The sequence below is a fragment of the Streptomyces platensis genome (assembly GCF_008704855.1).
Classification (GTDB): Bacteria; Actinomycetota; Actinomycetes; order Streptomycetales; family Streptomycetaceae; genus Streptomyces; species Streptomyces platensis.
The window spans coordinates 3,801,881-3,819,581 of the sequence record NZ_CP023691.1; the positions used below are offsets into that span (position 1 = coordinate 3,801,881).

A 17,701-nucleotide genomic window follows, 5' to 3' on the forward strand; every position below is an offset into this window, starting at 1 on the left:
GGCTCACATCCCCAGTGCGGTGCGGGCGTTGGTCCACGCGTCATTGCAGTGCCGGACGGTCTCGCCCTTGGCCTGCGCGGCGGCGAACAGCCGGGCCATATGGGCGTCGGTCAGGCAGCCGCACCGGCCGTGCGTGGACAGCACGGCGAGGAACGTGCGGTAGACGGTGGTGTGCACCGCGCTGCTCGCCTCGGAGATGCACTGCTCAGCCATCGCAATGCCACGGGCCAGATAGGTCGGCGTGCGGTGGCGACACTCCCCACCCCCGACCGGCACGGGCACCGTGACGGATCGCGGGACAGGGGCCGGCACCTTGACGATCAGAGCGCGCACGACGTCGGGCAGGGCGGTCATCGTGCCGGCGCCGGAACCGAGCCACCGGGCGTAGGCCATCGTGGACTTGATGTCGACGTCGTCACGGACCGCGTTCGCGGACTGCATCGCGCCCCAGTAGATCCAGTGCTCGCCCCGCGTGGTCGCCACGGTGCGGGTGGCGGGGAGCGTCCGACGGGCCCAGGCGACGGCTTCTGCGTCGTCCAGGTCGACGACGGTCAGCCCTGCACCGCCGGGGTGGTAGGCCACCGCCTGAGCCTGCGCCCAGGCCGACGCCCATCCGGGCCCGGTGAGGGTTGTGAGGTCGGTGGTTGCGGCGGCCCAGGCGTGGCAGGGTGCCGGGCACGTGCAGGGGCCGGGGTTCTTCATGTTCGGCCGGCCACCACAGGCGTTCTTGGCGCATCCCGGGCAGTTCCCGAAGGGAACCTTGCCCTTGCGCAGCGGCAGCACGGGCAGGCCGTAGTTCGCGAGACGGAGAGCCGTGCGCAGGTGCTCGCTCATGCCGCCACCTCCAGCGCGGCCTGGGCGAGGAAGGCGCGACCGATGAACTCGGCGAAGGCGGGCGGGATGGCCTCGGTCAGCTCCTCGCGCACGTCGGTCCACGGGATGCCCATCGCCTGCTGCATCTCCGCAACGGTGGCCTTGCCCCCGCCGGACCCGTAGGGGGCGACGTAGGGCCCGTCGCGGTAGACGCCGTGCCGATAGCCGCGCACGTACCCCCGGTGCTTGGGGTGTGCCGGCTGCGGCATCGTCCAGCCGCCCAACTCGAAGTTGCGGTGCCGCAGGACACCGAGGTGGAACATCTCTCCGCACAGCCACAGGTCGCGGCGGACGGGGGCTTTGCCGGTGGGCTGTTCGATGACGTAGGGCAGGCCGGTGGCGTCGAGGAGGGTGCGGAGTGCGGGGATGAGCTGGACGTGCTTGCGTCCCCAGCCGCGCGCCTTGTTGGTGCCGATGGTGAGGGCGCATCCGGCCTGGCACGGCGGGGAGGTGTGCACCGCTGCGAACCGGGCGATCTCCCCCGACGTGATCAGGCCGTCGAGGTATTCGAGCGCGTCGGCCCGGACGAACTGGTGCGGGTAGTTGGGGCGCTCGACGATGTCGATACCGATCACGTCGAATCCGGCCCGGTGGTAGCCGGCGGCCGCGCCACCGGCGCAGCAGAACAGATCCAGCAGTAAGGGCCGGCGGCATTCTCGCCGAATGTCGGTGGGTTGGGTCATGCTGGAGACCTCCAACAGGTCTGTTGACGACGGTTGGACAAGGGCGGCCCCGCGACTTTGGCGAGACGGAGGGGCCGCCCTTGGCGTAGCTAGCTGTGGAAGTGGTTGCGCTTGATGACGGCCTTGCGGATGTTGACCGTGGTCCCGCCGTCGCGGTGTCCGGTGGCGCCGAAGATCTGGACGGCGATCCAGCCGCCGAAGATGACCGCGGTCAGGATGATGAGCTGGGCGATGAAGGCGGTCAGGGCGGCGACGAACGTGGTGAGCAAGAACAGTCCGCCGCAGACCGCGCCGAACCCGATCCCGCCCAGGGCGATGTTCACCGCCGTGCGTGAAACGACCGGCCGCGCAGCGACCGGCATCGGGACGGGCGTGGGGGTGAGGGGGTAGCCGGTGACGGTCCGGCCGTCGGGGAGCACGATGCTCTGCACGGCCGGCGGGCCCGGCTGCACGGGCACGAAGGGTGCGGCGGGTGGGTGGATGAGCGGCTGCGGGTGGTGGACCTCGATGGCCGCGGGATGGTTGGGACGGTGCATGAAGCGTTCCTCCCTGGATGGCCGCGGGCCCGCGCCACGATGTGGCGCGGGCCCGCGGGGTGGGTGTCAGGCAGTGGTGTCAGGGGTGTCACGCCTGGGGCGTCACGGGTTTCTGACAGCGGGTTTGCCTAGGGTTTTGGGTGTCAGGCGGCCGTGACGGTGTCAGGTGTCAGGCGGCCGCCAGGAGGGGGACGATGCGCCACCGGCCGGTGGTGTTCGTCGCCTCCAACCGGCCGTCCATGGCAGCCTCCTTGAGTCGCTCGGAGACCCACGGGCGGGAGAGGTGGTGCCGGTCGCACCAGTCCATGAAGTCCTTCGGACCCACGACCATCTGCCCGGCGGCCTCGAACTCCACAAGCGCGTCCGCGAACAGCCGACGCGCCTCCTCGGGCGAAGGCTTGCGGCCGGTGTTCTGCCCGAAGATCGGGGCGTCGTCCCCCTCCTGCGGGTCGGGAAGCTCCGCCTCGGGGTCGATGTGCGCGTCTTCCGGGTCGAGCAGCAGGCCGCCGTGGTTCATGTCGTCTTCCTCCTCGATGGCCCGCAGAGCCGTCGTCTGCTCGGCGCTGTCGGGGGCTGTGCGGCCGGTGTAGGCGCGGCCTGCCACGCCAGAGACTGCCCCGGCGGTGACCGGGCCGGCGGGGGCGCCGTTGCGCTGCGCCCACGCGGCGAGCTGTTCCATCGTTTTCACCGCGCGGGCGGGGAAGGCGAGGGTGCGGCCCGGGGAGGGGTAGCGGTCCTCCGCGACGCCGGGCGAGACCAGGTAGCAGTAGCCCGGACGCCGGTTTCCCCACGCGCCCGGATGGGCTCCAGCGTCCAGCACCGCCTCCGGCAGGGAGAACCCTTCGTCGCGCGGGTCGCAGCCGAGCGCGATGACCGAGGGGAGGGAGGCGCGGGTGCTGGTGGACATCTGGTCGTAGGACGGCCGCTGCAACGAGACCACCAGCGAGATGCCCGCGCTGCGGGCTTCCTGGGCGATGCCGGTGAACGCGTCATCGCCCAGGTTCCGGAGGGTGTTGGCGGCTTCCTCGAACCAGGACACCAGGAACGGCATCCCCTCACACCCACACGCCCGACCATCCGACCGGCAGGAGTGCGCCGGATCGTTCTGCTGCTCGGCCGCGGCGGGAACCCACTGGCGGTAGCCGTGGGCACCGAGCCAGCGCGTCCGGGCCGGGATGACGGCCTTGACCGACTCCACCATGACTTCGGTGTCCGTGCCGCCCTCCGCGCTCCAGTCCAGGCCCGGCCGCAGCGGGGCGAAGTCCTGGAACGCCTTGGGGTCGGAGAACCACACGATCACGTCCCGCCGCGAAAGGATCTCCGACAGCAGATTCAGCGCCGTCTCCCCCTTGCCCGAACCGGTTCCGCCCGCGATGAGCAGGTGGGTGGAGTTCCGCTTGGTCTCCGGGTCGCCCGGCAGCCACACCTGAAGCGGCGCACCGTCGTCGTAGCGCCCGATGACCAGCGGCTCGGCAATCGAGCCCCCGAGGTTCGAGGGGCCCTCCCAGTCGGCGACGGTGGCCAACTGGTCCTCGGGGACGATGACCAGGTCGCCGCGGCGGGCGGAGCCGGGGTCGGCGTGGTAGCGGACCGCGGAGGTGGGAAGGTCCAGCGCGGAGGCGATCCGGGCCAGTGCCTTGGTCACGTCGTCGTTGGTTTGCTCCCCCGCCTCCAGCGCGACCGGCGCGGTGACGCGATTCGGCTCCACCTTCGCCTCACCGATCTGCGCCCGGGCCAGACCGACCTTCTCCAGCAGGCTGCCGTCCGGGTTGCTGTTGCCGGCGGATCCTTCGGGGTTGTGGCGCAGGACCATGCGGACGTTCCAGGACAGGGCCATGACGGGCCCGGCCATCAGATACAGGTCATCGACCGGCCCCGTCATCGGACCGGCCAGGCACGCGGCGGTCACCCAGGCGGACCCGGCGGCGACGGTGACGGCGGAGTGCAGGCGGCGCTGTTGGCTGGTCGACTTGCCCATCAGCCAGGTGGCGCCGGTCAGAGCCACCGACGCCAGGGTGAGGCCGACGCCGGCCGCGGCGCTCTCGCCCCACTGCCAGTGCCCCAGCGCCCCGACCAGGCCGGTACCGGCCCACCCGAGCCACGGCGGGACGTGCGGCTTGGCCCGGTGCAGCAGGTACTTGCCCACACCTCCGGCATCCGAGCCGCCCTGCAACTGGACTTCCAGCAGCTCCGCGAGCTGCCGCTGTGCATCACGCTCAGCCATGATGCGAACCTCCTTACTGCTGGGACCAGTTCATCTGCGGGACCTGGGGGCGCCGGGCCCGGTGCCGGACGCGGTTGATCTCTTCCTCGAACTCCTGCTGGAAGGCCGAGTAGCAGGCCCCGGCGTTCTTCGCGGCGTCGCGCAGCGCGTCGGCGGAGCGCTGCATCTTGCGGGCCACCTTCTGCGCGCGGATCCGTGATCCGAGCGCCCGGCCCTGCGGGTCCGGCACGGCCGCAAGGACGCCCTTGAGGATCTCGGCGGCCATGGCCACCTCGATGGACAGCGTCACCGCGGCGGCCCGCAGGGTGTTGCAGTACTCCCGCACCTGCGCCGGGGAGCAGAATTCCGGGGAAGGCAGCAGGGCCTCGGAGTGGGGACGCTTGCCTTGAGCACCGCCCCCACCGCTGCCGTTGTTGGTGGTGCGGTTCACCGTGATGTTGATCGGCGGGGCCATCGAGCTGCCCAGTCCGCCGACGAACCCGCCTGCGGCGGCGCCCGCGTTGGTGAACTTGTTCGGCTTGTCGGAACCGCCGCTGTCGTTGGTGCCGCGGTTGCGCGTCGGGGTTGCCATCAGACGATCTCCTCAGGTCAGTGCGTGCGGCGGACGATGAGCCAGGCGGTCTGCGCGGCGATCCAGGTCAGCAGCCAGACCAGCTCCAGCGGACCCGCGAGCGGGCCGAACCAGGCAGCCAGCGCCACCCACGCCAACGCGACCGTGGCGAGCACAGCCAGAGCCACGCGCCAGAGCGCCGCGGACCCCTGCGAGGGACGACGGAAGTGGACGAACCCGAGCCACAGCGCCGGGGCGACGGCCAGCGGCGCGAGCACCAGGCCGGACCACCACGCCAGCGCGTGCAGCAGCGCGGTGACGACGAATGCCAAGAGGGCGGCGCCGGTCGGGGCGAGCGCGCGGCGGTGGTTCCACAGGATCAGCGCCAGGCCGGTCAGTGCCTGGCGGGTCAGGGACGGGCGTTCGGGCACCACGATCACGAACGGGTCAGCGGCGCGGCGCCCACGCTGGCGCGGGAGACGGACAGTAGTGACACCCGCTGCCTGCGCGGTGCGGGTTCGGGAACGGCTGGACACAGCGAAACTCCCAGGTAGATGGGGTGAGTTCAGGCGGCGCGCTGTTCCTCGTCGGGAAAGGCGCAGGGCACGCACATGCCGAGGGAGCGCGGGATGCAGTACCCGGCATCAACGCGGCAGCTGGGGCAGAGGCGCCGGGCGGCGTTCGCCTTGGCGAGCGCGACCTGTTTGCCGGGCGTCATGGCACGGACCGGCTTGGCCAGGTCGGTGCGGTAGAGGTAGGCGACCAGCGGCCCACGCCGTCGGCGGGGTCGCTCCACCTGGGCGGTAACGGGCTGGCCACCGGGCCGCAGCCCCATGGCGCGGAGCTGCCGGCGCGTGGCCAGTCCGTCGGGCGCCAGTCGCCAGCGGTAGACCGGCACGGCGCCCATCAGCCGGTAGTAAGAGCCAGCTCGGTCCGCGCGCCGGTCTCGGGCTCGCGCTGCTCGGCGTAGCGGGAGGAGACCCAGCCGACCGACCAGCCGCACAGTTCAGCGGCGGCCCGCACTGGCAACCCGGCCGCGAATGCCGCGGCGATCAGCGCGCGGGCTTCGTCCTCGGGTAGCTTCTCCTCGGCCGGACCGCGGGACAGGAGCGCGGTGCGTTCACGCTCGGCCCGCTCCTCGCGCTCGCGCTGTTCACGCTCGCGGGCCTGGGCGCGCTCGCGACGCTCGCGCTCGGCCCGTTCGGTGTCCTGGCGTTCACGCTGTTCACGCTCGCGCTGCTGCTGTTCACGCTCGCGTTCACGGCGTTCACCAGCCTCCCTCTCTGCTTGCTCCCGGGCGGCGGTCTGCTCGCGCTCCTCGCGGCGTTGGCGCTCTTCGCGCTCGGCCTGTTCGCGGGTGAGTTGGGCTTCGTGCTCGCGCTGTTCACGCGCCAGCGCCGCAGCATGCTCCCGTTCCTCCGCCCGCTCCCGGCGGGCGGCTTCCTCCCGCTCGCGCACGGCATGTTCCCGGCGCTCGCGTTCGGCCTGCCGCTTGTCCTCCAGGGCGGTCACGGCGTGGGTGATGGCGCGGCGGTAGGCGAGTCCGGTCTCTGCCGTGACGATCAGCAGCAGTGGCGCCACCGCATGGACGGCGACGCCCACCGGGTCTTTGTTCAGGGCGGAGTCGGCGATGTTCAGGGCCAGGGTCATGGCGCCGGTCATCCACCGCAGGGCGATGGGCCACCGGCCGCCGTGCCCGCCCAGACGGGCCAGCACCGAGTCCAGGCGCACCACGATGACCACCGCGGCGTCCACCACCAGCGGCAGGATCGGCGCCGTCCAGGCCCACGCCTTGGGGGTGTGGGCGGACATGAGCGGCGTCACGGTCAGGATCGAGTAGAGCATCGCGCCGCCCACGATCAGCCATGTGCCGACGGACAACGCGCGCTCGGCTGAACGCACTTGGACACCGTTCACGAGTCGACCTCCGCCCGTGAACGCACCTCGCCGGGGGCGGGGATCTTGGTGTAGCCGACCAGGTGCAGCCGGGCGCCGGCGTAGTCGGCCCTGGCCTCCAGAACCCGGGTGCGGCCGTCGCCCTGAACGTGATGGCTGACGCTCTCGACCGCGATGCCCAAGGCATCCCGCCACGCCTCGAAACCGGCGAGGTCGTCGTGGAAGGACAGCGTCAGCAGGTCGGGGTAGACCGTGGACACTTCCAGGCACGGCGCGGGAAGGTGCGGGTACTCGGCGCTGAACATCCGCAGGAGCAGCAGCGGGGCGTTCAGGGCGCTCAGTGTCGGTGTGCTCATGCGGCACCGCCCGGCAGCGCCGTCGTGGCGCGGTTGGTCAGGTCGCGGCGGGCGGCCAGGACCCGGTTGCGGGCCCGGCGGATGCGCCGCTCGTCCAGCGCGGTGGCCGGGCGGTCCAGCAGCGGAATCTGCGCATCGAGCAACTCGACCTCCGCCAGGATCAGCGGCATCTCGGCCTCGATCGCGTCCAGCTCCGCAGCCGTCGGGCCGCCAACGGGCGGGTTGGCGGTAACAACCGCCTGAAGTGCAGCGATGGACTTCATTGGGTCGTGCTCCTCTCACAGTGGAACGGCCCAGAAAGCGGCCCCGGAGTTGCACCTCCGGGGCCGCGCGCCGTTGTGGAACCCTCCGGCTCCCCTCAGCCCCGCCCGTACGGACTCGTGCTCGACGTGGTCCGGACGGGCGGAGGAGGCAACCGGCGCAGCGCTAGCCGCTGCGATGCGGTGGAGTGGGTGACCGGTTGTTCGCTGCTGGTCGTGCTGTGCGCGAACGGTGTGCTGAACGGCGCCGCCGTGCCGGTCAATCACGGCGGTGCCTGCGTATGTCGGCGACCCATGACGGGTCTCCTCTCGGCGGTGTGGGTCTCGGGTGATCTGTGGCCGTCGGGCTCCGCCGGCCGGAAGGCCGGGGTATCGACGGCTCCCGCCTACTCCCGAAGGTCAGTGGGCGGCGCTCCTTTTTTCACCCCGGGGAGGTGAGTGGCCCCGGGCCGCCCGATAGCAGGGGGCGGTGTCCTGTTGCCCGGATCGCTCCGGGCTACCTCCCGAGCCTTGCGAGGGCTGGAGGTGGCCTCCCGGGCCCGGTGCTGCTGGGCCGAAGGCGGTCCCATCGACCACCCGTGCAGGTGGCTGGGACGGCACTCTGTTCACTTCTCAAGGCCCGAGTGCTTCCTTTCGCCCCCTGTCACCGGGGCGTCCGGGCACGCGATGCACGGAGCCCAAAGACTCCTGTACTCCTGTACTTATGTGCAGGAGTTGCTCCCATGAGAATGCCCAACTCCTGTACATGAGTCAACCCGCCGCGAGAGCTTTCTTCGCGACGGGCTGGGGAAGGTGAGGCTGCGTCAGTCTCCGGCGGGGATGCGGTAGTCGAGAACGAACTGGTCGGCGGCCATGATGGTGTCGCAGACCTCGACCACCCGGCCTTCCTCGCTTTCCGCGTTCCTGATCAGATGGATCACGGGCGAGCCAGGACTCAGGCTGAGCGCGCTGGTCTCCTGCTTCGTGGCAAGCCGGGCGCGAACGGTCTCCGTGAACTCCTTCAGGGTGTACCCGTTCTCCTCCAGGCGCGCGTAGATGCCGCCGCCTCCGGGGTTCTCCGCAAGCAGCTCGGGGATGGCCTCGGCGATGTCCCAGGGGAGGTACGACGTCGCCTCTTCCATCGGCGTCCCGTTGCTGAAGTACAGACGGCGACGGGCCAACACCTTCGTGCCGTCGGGGACGCCCAGGCGCTCGGCGATCTCGGCCGGCGCTTCCGTCGGGCCGACGTAGAGCACGGTCACGCCCGCGGTCTTCCCGGCCTGCTCGGACTCCGCGAGGTAGGCGGCCTTGCCGGCCTTGCGGTGGGACCGCCGAAAGCGGTCGGACGACTTACGGCGTACCGGCGGCTGACTCTTCACGAACGAGCCCTTGCCGTGGTGGGTGTCGATCAAGCCGGTAGGCCGGAGCTCCGCCACGGCCTTACGGGCCGTGCCCTGGGATACGGAGTAGCGAGCCATGAGCTCTGACTCACTGGGAACCTTGGTTCCAGGGGCGAGGACTCCAGACCTGATCTGCTGAGCCAGGTCTTCCGCGATCTGTAGGTACCGTGGCTGACCTGAGTCTCTAGAGGCTGCTGTGCCCATGTCCTTCAGTCCTCCTATGCTCCTGTACATGAGTAACGCTAACCGGGAGGGCCGGTCAATGTCGCTTCACTCGGTTTCGGTGGCCGGAGTGGTGGTCCGCGAAGACGGCCGCGTTCTCGTGATCAAGCGTGCGGACAATGGCGCCTGGGAAGCCCCGGGCGGCGTCCTTGAACTGGACGAACGTCCTGAGGACGGCGCCTGCCGAGAGGTTCTGGAAGAGACCGGCATCAAGGTCGAGACGGAGCGTCTGACCGGTGTCTACAAGAACATGAAGCGAGGCGTCGTCGCCCTGGTCTTCCGCTGCCGACGGGTCGGCGGCGAGGCACATACGTCAGACGAGTCCGTGGACGTGCGCTGGTTTACCCGCGACGAGGTCGAGAGCCACATGGTTGAGGCGTACGCCGTGCGGGTCCTTGATGCGCTTGACGCTGGGGAGCCGCAGGTGCGTGCCCATGATGGTCGTCGGTTGCTGAACTAGTTCTGTGGGTGGCTATGAGGCGCGGGAGATGCAGTGCTCGTGCGAGTACGCGCGAGCACCCGGAGTCGTGAGCCGAAAATCGGGGGGACGCCCACGCGTCCTCGCTAGGGCCCGTCCGGTCGATTAGGCGGCTGCTTGAACCTCCGCATAATGACCCATACGCCGATGCCTCTAAACAAATTGGTAGGAGCGCTAGCGAACTGTTCTGGCGTAGGTGTGGCGCCCTCAGAGTCGTTCTCCAGCTCGCGGATAGCGTCCAGCTCCCATGGCTCCAGCTCGCCTGCGCTGATCGCCTGTCCACCGGCGATGATCATCTCAAGATGGAACGCCAGCGCCTCCGGCGTTCTGGGGGGTTGGTCAGGGTCTTCCGGGTTCGCCAATGGGAGCAGCGCATCGGCTGTCTCGAATAGGGGCCGCGCCTTGGCGACGATGAGATCTCTGTCGAAGTAACCGGTGTACAGGGCTTCTGCAAGAGCATCTAGGAGTTCGCGCCGGCTGGGCCGTGTCCCTAGCCGCGGATCGTCCACATCAGACATGACCCAGGCCGCGACCTTCCGCGCCCAAGCCTTTGTGCGCCGAGGGTCACCGACCCATGTCTGAAAAGCGCGAAGCGCCTGATCGGTCGATACCCATTCGTCGCCACCGTAGAGCCAGAGCGACAGGGGAACCGAGGCAAGATCGGAGAGGCGGGGAGTGCTGACGCGTTCTCTCAGCAGGGCTATGAACAGAAAGCGTTGGTTCGCCGAATGAAGAGCCTTCTCTGAGCCGTTCGGCCCGGTACGGCGTCGTTGAGGCTTTCCGAGCAGCCCCTTAGAGACCCAGTCGTGCACGAGGCGAGACGTCGCACGGTAGCCAGCGGCTGTTGCGTCCTCAACGAGATCGTCGATGGTGCCAGGCTCAGTGAACTCCATGACCTGAGCGTAGTGAAATACCTAGATCAACTTGCCGTAGTTGGCGTCAAGTTGGCCTCTGGGCCAGTGGCTTTCGTGCTGGTCATCAGATCATCGAGCCTGTCGAATCCCCCACTGCTGGCTGGAAATTACATCGCCGACGCCTCGAAATTACATCGGTCCTGCGTCCTCAAGCTGTATGTCCGGGGTGCCTCAGCTCCTAGGCTCGGAGAAGAGCTCAGGGGACCGCCGAAGGCTCGAACTCGCCAGTGCTGCCGTCGACGGTTCCCTGATGGCACCACACGTCTGACAAGGAGACCGATGAGTAGTACCGCCCCCGACTGTAGGGCACCTATCCAGAAGCGTCACCAGAGGAAAGCTAGGCGCAGGTACGGGCGCCTCATTGGGCTTAGCGCCCTACGCGGGGCGGCCTCGGCCCTCGGATCGGCAGTGATCAGCGCTGTGCTGTGGTGGATGCAGTACCGCTGACGCTCGGCGGAGGGGCGAGGGGTCGGCAGGGGAGCCTCGAATGCCATGGCTGACATCAACAGCTGACATCAACACGGGCGCACAACGTCAGACGTGAGCGCCCTGGCGCGCCTATGTTGCGGCTGTCGATTGCCTGCCACCATCCGCTGATCTGTCTGCGGCACCCGCCTACGGATCAGAGGAGCGCAGGCCAAGGGCCCCGCCGGTGCGCCGGCGGGGCCCTTGCGCTCGGGCGCTACGTGCGCACGACCACTAGGCGTCTCTCCATGCCTGAAGGAATCGCTCCCGATCTTCCGCCGTTTTGTGCCTTCGGCGGCTGGCGAGCTCGACATGCCAGGCAGTGGTCTCGGCGTCACGCAGCCACAAGTTTCCGTAGTACTTGGCGTCACCGAGGACGTCCAGCTCACCCCCGATTAGTTCGGCGACGACGTCCCGTTCACCATCGTCGAGCTCGGCAAGAAAGCTGAGCACGCGCCCGGCAATACCCGCCTCGTTTCCCTTGATGAGGTAGTCAATGAAGGGCCCGCCAGCGTTGCCCGGATCGATGTACAGGGCGGCATCACCTGCCGCCCTGTACATCGATGACCAGAACTCACGCCCTCTGGTGGTGCCGGGTAGGGGCAGCTCAGCGAAGAGGTCGACCAGATGGCCGTTCGCCGCCTGGTCGTAGGAGACATCGCTGGCCGCTGCCGCAGCAATCTTCGCAACGAGTCCGGTATCCAGCTCTCCGCCCTCTGGCCAGTCGAGTGGAGCGTTCAGTTCGTTGGTGAGGTGCTGGGCTAGCTCACCGTCTTCGTCCAGGTGGAAACGGACAATCACAAGTTCCCCCAGTTCAGGGCCAGATGACGTACAACGCAGCGTCTTTCCGCCTGCCAGTCTGCCCAGCTAGACGGTGATCAGGTGAGGCATGTGGACAACGGCCAGAAAGTGCGGTGCTGTTGACCTGATGGGCTCTTCACCCGCTGCGTGGGTTGGTATCGCCTCTTCACCCCTCGCTGACGGCAATAGCTGACGGCAACGCCTGCGGACTCCGCCGTACGTGAGACCACGGGCCTGCACGCCTTGGGGTGAAGTAGCAGGGCGACTCGAAGGCTGGCGGGTTGCTTGATCGAACTCCTAAAGCGGGTGTCGCAGGTTCGAATCCTGCCGGGGGCACCAGCGCAAAGGGCACCTACCGATTTTCCGTAGGTGCCCTTTCGGCATCCAGGTCTGGCATCAACGGCGAACTCGTCGACGCAGTGCCGGCCGGACGGCGGCCGGACAAGTGGACCTGAAGTCCCGTCAACCCTCCTTGCCCAGCCGACCGGCTGATGGCGCGGTGTTCACAGCGCCGGGTGCCGTTCGCGGACCGGGCTGGCGGACTCCAGCAGGGTGCCGAGGCGGAGCAGCGCGTCCTCGGCGTACCACTTCGTCACCAGCTGTACGCCGATCGGGAGTCCCTCGGGGGTTGCACCGAAGGGGACGGAGAGTGCCGGCAGGCCGGTCAGGTTGAAAGGAACGGTGGCGCGCATGACGTTCCAGGCGGGCACCGTCTCCGCGTCGACGACGTACTCGGTCTGGCCGTGCGGGGGTGCGGGCATGGTCACGACCGGGCACAGCAGTGCGTCGTAGCGTTCGAAGTACGCCGAGAACGCCGACTTGAGTGCTTCGACGGTGCGCTGCGCCGTCACGTACTCGCCGAGCGGGACGTCCGGCAGCGACAGCGTGTGCCTGAGCACCGCATGCAGCTCGTCCTCCCGGCCCGCCGTGTGCTCCTTGAAGTACGGCAGGATCTCCGGCAGGAAGAGAGTGGCGCTCAGTTGCATGCAGTCGCAGGCTTCCAGCTCCGGCACGCGCACTTCCTCCACGTCGCAGCCGGCGCCGGCGAGCGCTTCCGCGGCGGCGGTCACGGTCGCCGCCACCGCGGGGTCCACGGGGCCGAAGCCGGGCTGCACCAGCCATCCGACCCGCAGGCCCTCCCGCGCGGCCGGAGCCTCTGCGGGCCGGGCGGCGACCGGGACGTCCACGGCGTAGCCGTCCAGGCCATCGGGGCCGGCGAGTACCCCATAGGCCACCTCGATGTCCCGGACGCTGCGGGCCATCGGGCCCACGTGCCAGTAGCGGCGCAGGATGTCCGGCCAGTGGCCGGTGAAGGGGATCCGGCCGTGGGTCGCCTTGAGCGCGACGATGCCGGTGTAGTGGGCCGGTCCGCGCATCGAGATCGCGACGTCGCTGCCGAGGCCGATCGGCGACAGCCCGGCTGCGATGGCCGCCGACTCCCCGCCGCTCGACCCACCAGGGGTGCGGTCCGGGTCCCAGGGGTTGAGGGAGCGGCCGGAGACGAGGTTGTCGCTCTCCGTCCAGTAGGAGAACTCCGGCAGGTTGGTCTTCCCGATCGGGATCGCGCCTGCCGCCCGGAAGCGGGCCACCGTAGTTGCGTCCCGGTCCGGGACGTGTTCGGCAAACAGGTGCGAGCCACGCATGGTGCGGACGCCGGCCGAATCGAGTGAGTCCTTGATGGTGAACGGGACGCCGTGCAGCGGTCCCAGCGGCCTGTCGTGCAAGACCGCCTCCTGTGCGGCCTTCGCAGCGTCGAGGGCCTGTTCGGCGGTCACCGTCACGACGGCGTTGAGCTTCGGATTGACCTCCTCGATCCGGTCGAGGTGCGCCTGGACGACCTCCAGCGGAGACAGCTCCCGCGTCCGGATCCGAGCGGCCAGATCGGTGGCATCCAGGAAGCAGATATCGGTCGATGTCATCGGCGATCACCACACCAAACCATGAACAACGGGACTCCCTCGCCTTGCTTCGAACGCGCGTGCGACAAGGCTACCTGGGGGTGGGCGATGGGATCGGCAGATGCCCGCCGGAGGGGACGGGGAGGTTATGAAGCCGGTGGGGTGAGGCCTGTTTGCCAGGCCCATGCGGCGATTTCGATGCGGTTGCGGAGTTTCAGCTGGCCTGGGCGTCGCTGGGTGCTGCCGCCGTCACCCCGCGGGGCCGCGGGCCGGCTGGCCATGCCGGACGGTGTGAGTTATCCACAGGGTCGACGAGGACCCCCGCGGAGCTCGTAGGCTTTCGGAATGGCTCTGGCGGACGTGGAAGTGGTCGTGGACATGGATGTGGAAGGCGCTTCGGACGCAAGCGAGGCGGTGCAGGTGCTGCGCCGGGTGTTCGGGTATGACGCGTTCCGCGGCAGCCAGCAGGAGATCATCGAGCACGTCATAGGGGGCGGGGACGCGGTCGTCCTGATGCCGACCGGTGGCGGCAAGTCGCTGTGTTATCAGATTCCCTCGCTGGTCAGAAGCGGTGTGGGGGTGGTGATCTCGCCCCTGATCGCGTTGATGCAGGACCAGGTCGACGCCTTGCGGGCGCTCGGTGTGCGGGCCGGGTTCCTGAATTCGACGCAGGACCTGGAGGAGCGCCGGCTCGTCGAGGCCGAGTTCCTCGCCGGTGAACTGGACCTGCTGTATCTGGCGCCCGAGCGGCTGCGGGTCGAGCAGACGCTGAATCTGCTCGACCGCGGGAAGATCTCCCTCTTCGCGATCGACGAGGCGCACTGTGTCGCCCAGTGGGGCCACGACTTCCGGCCGGACTATCTGGCGCTGTCGATGCTGCACGAGCGGTGGCCCGAGGTGCCGCGGATCGCGCTGACCGCCACCGCGACCGAAGCCACGCATACGGAGATCACCTCGCGGCTGCGGATGGCGGACGCCCGGCACTTCGTGGCGAGCTTCGACCGGCCGAACATTCAGTACCGGATCGCGTCGAAGAGCGAGCCGAAGAAGCAGTTGCTGGAGCTGCTGCGGAACGAGCATGCCGGAGACGCCGGGATCATCTACTGCCTGTCGCGGGCATCGGTGGAGAAGACCGCGCAGTTCCTGGTGGACAACGGCATCGCGGCGGTGCCGTATCACGCGGGGCTCGATGCGCGGACGCGTGCCGAGCACCAGGGCCGGTTCCTGCGGGAGGACGGGCTGATCGTGGTCGCCACGATCGCGTTCGGCATGGGCATCGACAAGCCGGATGTCCGGTTCGTGGCCCATCTGGATCTGCCGAAGTCCGTCGAGGGCTACTACCAGGAGACGGGGCGCGCCGGGCGGGACGGACAGCCGTCGACGGCCTGGCTGGCGTACGGGCTCCAGGATGTGGTGCAGCAGCGGAAGATGATCGACGGGTCGGAGGGCGACGAGGCGCACCGGCGGCGGCTGTCGGCCCATCTCGACGCGATGCTGGCGCTGTGCGAGACGGTGCAGTGCCGGCGGGTGCGGCTGCTGGCCTACTTCGGGCAGGAGAGCAGCGCCTGCGGCAACTGCGATACCTGCCTGGCCCCGCCGCAGACCTGGGACGGCACGGTGCCCGCGCAGAAGCTGCTGTCCACGGTCGTACGGCTCCAGCGTGAGCGCGGGCAGAAGTTCGGCGCGGGCCAGATCATCGACATCCTGATGGGGAAGAAGACCGCCAAGGTCATCCAGTTCGATCATGACGGGCTGAGCGTCTTCGGCGTGGGCGCCGACGTCCGGGAGGCCGAATGGCGGGGCGTCGTACGGCAGTTGCTGGCGCAGGGGCTACTCGCCGTCGAGGGTGATTACGGCACGCTGGTGCTCACGGAAGCGAGCGGCGAGGTGCTGGGCGGCCGGCGCGAAGTGCTGATGCGGCGGGAGCCGGAGAAGGCGGCGCGGGCGGCCCGGACGAAGGCGAAGGGCAAGCGCGCGGTACCGGCGGACCTGCCGGAGGCGGCGCTGCCGGTCTTCGAGGCGCTGCGCGGCTGGCGAGGCCGCACGGCCAAGGAGCAGGGCGTGCCCGCGTACGTGATCTTCCACGATGCGACGCTGCGGGAGATCGCCACGCTCGGGCCGACGACGATGGCCGAACTGGGCACGGTCAGCGGGGTCGGCGAGAACAAGCTCGCGAAGTACGGCCAGCCGATCCTGGATGTGCTGGCCGGGCGGGAGACTCCGGAGGGCGCGGGCGAGGGCGCGGACGTGCGCGTAGCCGCCGGTGCCGGTGCCGCGAAGGTGGCTGGGGCGGCCGAGGAGCATCACGCCGCACCGGAGCCCGAGGACGAGGAGCTGCCGGAGCCGCCGGATGACATCGACTGGTGAGCTGGAGGGAGAGTGTCGTAGCGGTCGGGGGTGAGAGCGGCCGGCGTGCCGGGGTGGGCGGACGGCTGGGCTCGGCCCGGTCAGGGCCGGTGGGCCGCTCGGCCCGGTGAGGACAGGCGGCTCGGCCCGGTGAGCTGATGAAGGTGGCTGACTGGTGAACGGCGACGGCTGAGCTTGGTGACGGTCGGTCCATGAAGTGCGACCGGAGGGGAAATTCGGTGGATTTGGACCGGCCTGCGCGGGCGTTCCTTCACACGACCGAGCCCAGAGATCTTGGTGACTGTTACACAACGGATGGGTCTCCGTTAAGGACGCTCCGTAGCGTGCTGACTCTCATCGCATTCTTTATCGCATCCCTACGGCGGCCCGAGCCGCCCACGACGAGGAGTACCCATGCGGGCCCAGCGCCGCTCCGTCATCCGTACCGCCACCGTCGCGACCGGTGCGCTGGCCGTGCTGCTGCTCCCCATGGGCGCCGCCTTCGCGGCCGAGCCGAGCGCGCACGCGGAGAGCCGGACCTCGATCATGCTGCCCGACGACGGGCTGGCCGGACTGGCGGAGAAGGCCGGCCAGCTGCCCAAGGCGGGCCTGATCGGCGGCGCCGGTGCGCTGGGCGTGGCCGCGACGGCCCTCACCGTCCACCGTCGACGCCACGGAAGCCGCGGCCGGCAGGCCTGAACCCGTACGCCGGGCCTGAGGCCGAACACGAGGCGCCCCCACGGCTCCCACGGACGAGCCCGGCCGGCAATCAGCCCGGCCCCCACCGCGAGCCCGGCTTCAGCGCCCTCGCGCCCCTATTCCTCCTCCCCCACCAGCCGCTGCACCTCCGCGTAGCCCAGGACCTCGCCGGCCGTCCCGGCCGCTTCCGTTGGCTGCCGGCCCGTGCGGATGGCGTCCGCCGCCGTGAGAGTGGCCTGGAGGGCGGTCCGGAAGAGCAGGGACCCGGTGCTGATGCGGCGTACGCCGAGCTCCGCCAGACGGCTGACGGTGTGCCGGCCGGGAGCGAAGAGGATGTTCAGCGGGGCGGGGATCCCGGCGACCAGGGTCGAGATGTCCTCGTCGGCGACGACGCCCGGTACGAAGACGCCATCCGCGCCCGCGGCCAGATACGTCTCGGCGCGCGAGAGCGTGACCGAGAGGGGCGGCGGGCTGTCCGCCAGCCAGTGGGTGTCGATCCGGGCGTTGAGGAACAGGCCCGGTGCCCGTTCCTTCACCGCGCTGATCAATTCGGCCTGCTGCACCGGATCCTTCAGCCCCTCGCCGCCGGGCAGCCCGTCCTCCAGGTTCAGCCCGGCCGCCCCTGCCTCCGCCAACTCGGCGGCCAGGTCCCCCACTTGGCCGGCGTCGCCGCCGAATCCACCCTCCACGTCGACCGTGTACGGGCAGGCCAGGCGACCGTTGAGCCGCAGCGCGAGCGCGACCGTGGCGTCCCGGACCTCGGCGAGCCCGCGCCCGTCCTGATAGCCGTGGGCCGCGGCGACGCCCAGGCTCGTGGTGCCGACTGCCGCGTACCCGGCCCCGGCGAGTGCGACCGCCGAGATGACGTCCCAGGCGTTGGGCAGCAGCAGCGGCTGATCGGCGTGGTGCAGCGCGTGGAAGTGAAAGGTGGCGTACTCCGGGGAGGTGCTCATATGGGCACCGTAGGCCGGAGTCCCTTCGGTAGGGGGCGAAGACTCGCGGCGGACGTTGGAGTCATGACCACTCCGGCGTACAGCCACCGTGCGCCACCGCCCCTCCGCCCCCGGCACCGCGGCACACCGCCCGGCCCGTGGCCTCGGCTCCTCCATCGCCGCCCGGCC

General features: G+C 69.7%; 18 protein-coding genes. 3 read left to right on the top strand and 15 right to left on the bottom strand.

All coding sequences use genetic code 11. The annotated features are described in order from the left end of the window. Nucleotides 1-3: 3 nt before the first annotated feature. The 11 genes from CP981_RS16600 to CP981_RS16650 form a co-directional block, all read right to left on the bottom strand. Nucleotides 4-834 carry a bifunctional DNA primase/polymerase gene (locus tag CP981_RS16600; RefSeq protein WP_085925763.1) on the bottom strand — a complete coding sequence of 277 codons (831 nt, stop codon included), beginning with the start codon at nucleotides 832-834 and terminating at the stop codon, nucleotides 4-6. Then, nucleotides 831-1,556 (bottom strand): DNA cytosine methyltransferase, encoded by a 726-nt coding sequence (locus CP981_RS16605; RefSeq protein WP_085925764.1) that lies wholly within the window; start codon nucleotides 1,554-1,556, stop codon nucleotides 831-833. Before CP981_RS16605 ends, CP981_RS16600 begins: the two co-directional genes overlap by 4 nt. 89 nt (nucleotides 1,557-1,645) lie before the next feature. After that, nucleotides 1,646-2,092 carry a hypothetical protein gene (locus tag CP981_RS16610; protein ID WP_085925765.1) on the bottom strand — a complete coding sequence of 149 codons (447 nt, stop codon included), beginning with the start codon at nucleotides 2,090-2,092 and terminating at the stop codon, nucleotides 1,646-1,648. A gap of 169 nt (nucleotides 2,093-2,261) precedes the next feature. Then, complete coding sequence (traB, locus tag CP981_RS16615; RefSeq protein WP_167536107.1) at nucleotides 2,262-4,316, bottom strand: plasmid transfer protein TraB; 2,055 nt, start codon at nucleotides 4,314-4,316, stop codon at nucleotides 2,262-2,264. Nucleotides 4,317-4,329: 13 nt separating this feature from the next. After that, entirely contained in the window at nucleotides 4,330-4,887 is a 558-nt protein-coding gene (traA, locus tag CP981_RS16620) for a plasmid transfer protein TraA (protein ID WP_085925766.1), read from the bottom strand. A gap of 17 nt (nucleotides 4,888-4,904) precedes the next feature. Continuing rightward, nucleotides 4,905-5,402, bottom strand: a complete 498-nt coding sequence (locus CP981_RS16625) for a hypothetical protein (protein WP_085925767.1) — start codon at nucleotides 5,400-5,402, stop codon at nucleotides 4,905-4,907. A 29-nt stretch (nucleotides 5,403-5,431) separates the two neighbouring features. Then, nucleotides 5,432-5,773 carry an RRQRL motif-containing zinc-binding protein gene (locus CP981_RS16630; RefSeq protein ID WP_085925768.1) on the bottom strand — a complete coding sequence of 114 codons (342 nt, stop codon included), beginning with the start codon at nucleotides 5,771-5,773 and terminating at the stop codon, nucleotides 5,432-5,434. Beyond that, nucleotides 5,773-6,783: a DUF2637 domain-containing protein gene (locus CP981_RS16635; RefSeq protein ID WP_085925769.1), complete on the bottom strand. Its 1,011-nt coding sequence runs from the start codon at nucleotides 6,781-6,783 to the stop codon at nucleotides 5,773-5,775. Before CP981_RS16635 ends, CP981_RS16630 begins: the two co-directional genes overlap by 1 nt. Beyond that, nucleotides 6,780-7,118 (bottom strand): hypothetical protein, encoded by a 339-nt coding sequence (locus tag CP981_RS16640; RefSeq protein ID WP_085925770.1) that lies wholly within the window; start codon nucleotides 7,116-7,118, stop codon nucleotides 6,780-6,782. Before CP981_RS16640 ends, CP981_RS16635 begins: the two co-directional genes overlap by 4 nt. Beyond that, on the bottom strand, nucleotides 7,115-7,381 hold the full coding sequence (locus CP981_RS16645) for a DUF6284 family protein (protein WP_085925771.1): 267 nt from the start codon (nucleotides 7,379-7,381) through the stop codon (nucleotides 7,115-7,117). The genes CP981_RS16640 and CP981_RS16645 overlap by 4 nt, the downstream gene beginning before the upstream one ends. An 800-nt stretch (nucleotides 7,382-8,181) precedes the next feature. Further along, nucleotides 8,182-8,961, bottom strand: coding sequence for a GntR family transcriptional regulator (locus CP981_RS16650; RefSeq protein WP_085925772.1), 780 nt, complete (start codon nucleotides 8,959-8,961; stop codon nucleotides 8,182-8,184). A gap of 16 nt (nucleotides 8,962-8,977) precedes the next feature. Here CP981_RS16650 and CP981_RS16655 point away from each other — a divergent pair, with 16 nt between their 5' ends. Next, the gene (locus tag CP981_RS16655; protein WP_085925814.1) at nucleotides 8,978-9,439 is read left to right on the top strand and encodes an NUDIX hydrolase; all 462 of its coding nucleotides are present in this window, start codon (nucleotides 8,978-8,980) and stop codon (nucleotides 9,437-9,439) included. Nucleotides 9,440-9,543: 104 nt separating this feature from the next. Here CP981_RS16655 and CP981_RS16660 read toward each other — a convergent pair whose 3' ends face one another. From CP981_RS16660 to CP981_RS16670, 3 genes are all read right to left on the bottom strand, one after another. Further along, on the bottom strand, nucleotides 9,544-10,350 hold the full coding sequence (locus CP981_RS16660; protein WP_143658917.1) for a hypothetical protein: 807 nt from the start codon (nucleotides 10,348-10,350) through the stop codon (nucleotides 9,544-9,546). 720 nt (nucleotides 10,351-11,070) lie between these two features. Continuing rightward, complete coding sequence (locus CP981_RS16665) at nucleotides 11,071-11,637, bottom strand: hypothetical protein (RefSeq protein WP_085925773.1); 567 nt, start codon at nucleotides 11,635-11,637, stop codon at nucleotides 11,071-11,073. Between the two features lie 503 nt (nucleotides 11,638-12,140). Continuing rightward, on the bottom strand, nucleotides 12,141-13,556 hold the full coding sequence (locus CP981_RS16670) for an amidase (protein WP_085925774.1): 1,416 nt from the start codon (nucleotides 13,554-13,556) through the stop codon (nucleotides 12,141-12,143). A gap of 324 nt (nucleotides 13,557-13,880) precedes the next feature. Between CP981_RS16670 and recQ the strand changes: the two genes are divergently transcribed. Beyond that, nucleotides 13,881-15,902, top strand: coding sequence for a DNA helicase RecQ (recQ, locus tag CP981_RS16675; RefSeq protein ID WP_085925775.1), 2,022 nt, complete (start codon nucleotides 13,881-13,883; stop codon nucleotides 15,900-15,902). 393 nt (nucleotides 15,903-16,295) lie between these two features. Further along, complete coding sequence (locus tag CP981_RS16680; RefSeq protein WP_085925776.1) at nucleotides 16,296-16,580, top strand: hypothetical protein; 285 nt, start codon at nucleotides 16,296-16,298, stop codon at nucleotides 16,578-16,580. A gap of 116 nt (nucleotides 16,581-16,696) precedes the next feature. Here the strand turns inward: CP981_RS16680 and CP981_RS16685 are convergent, their stop codons facing one another. Next, nucleotides 16,697-17,533, bottom strand: a complete 837-nt coding sequence (locus CP981_RS16685; protein ID WP_085925777.1) for an isocitrate lyase/PEP mutase family protein — start codon at nucleotides 17,531-17,533, stop codon at nucleotides 16,697-16,699. Between the last annotated feature and the right edge of the window lie 168 nt (nucleotides 17,534-17,701).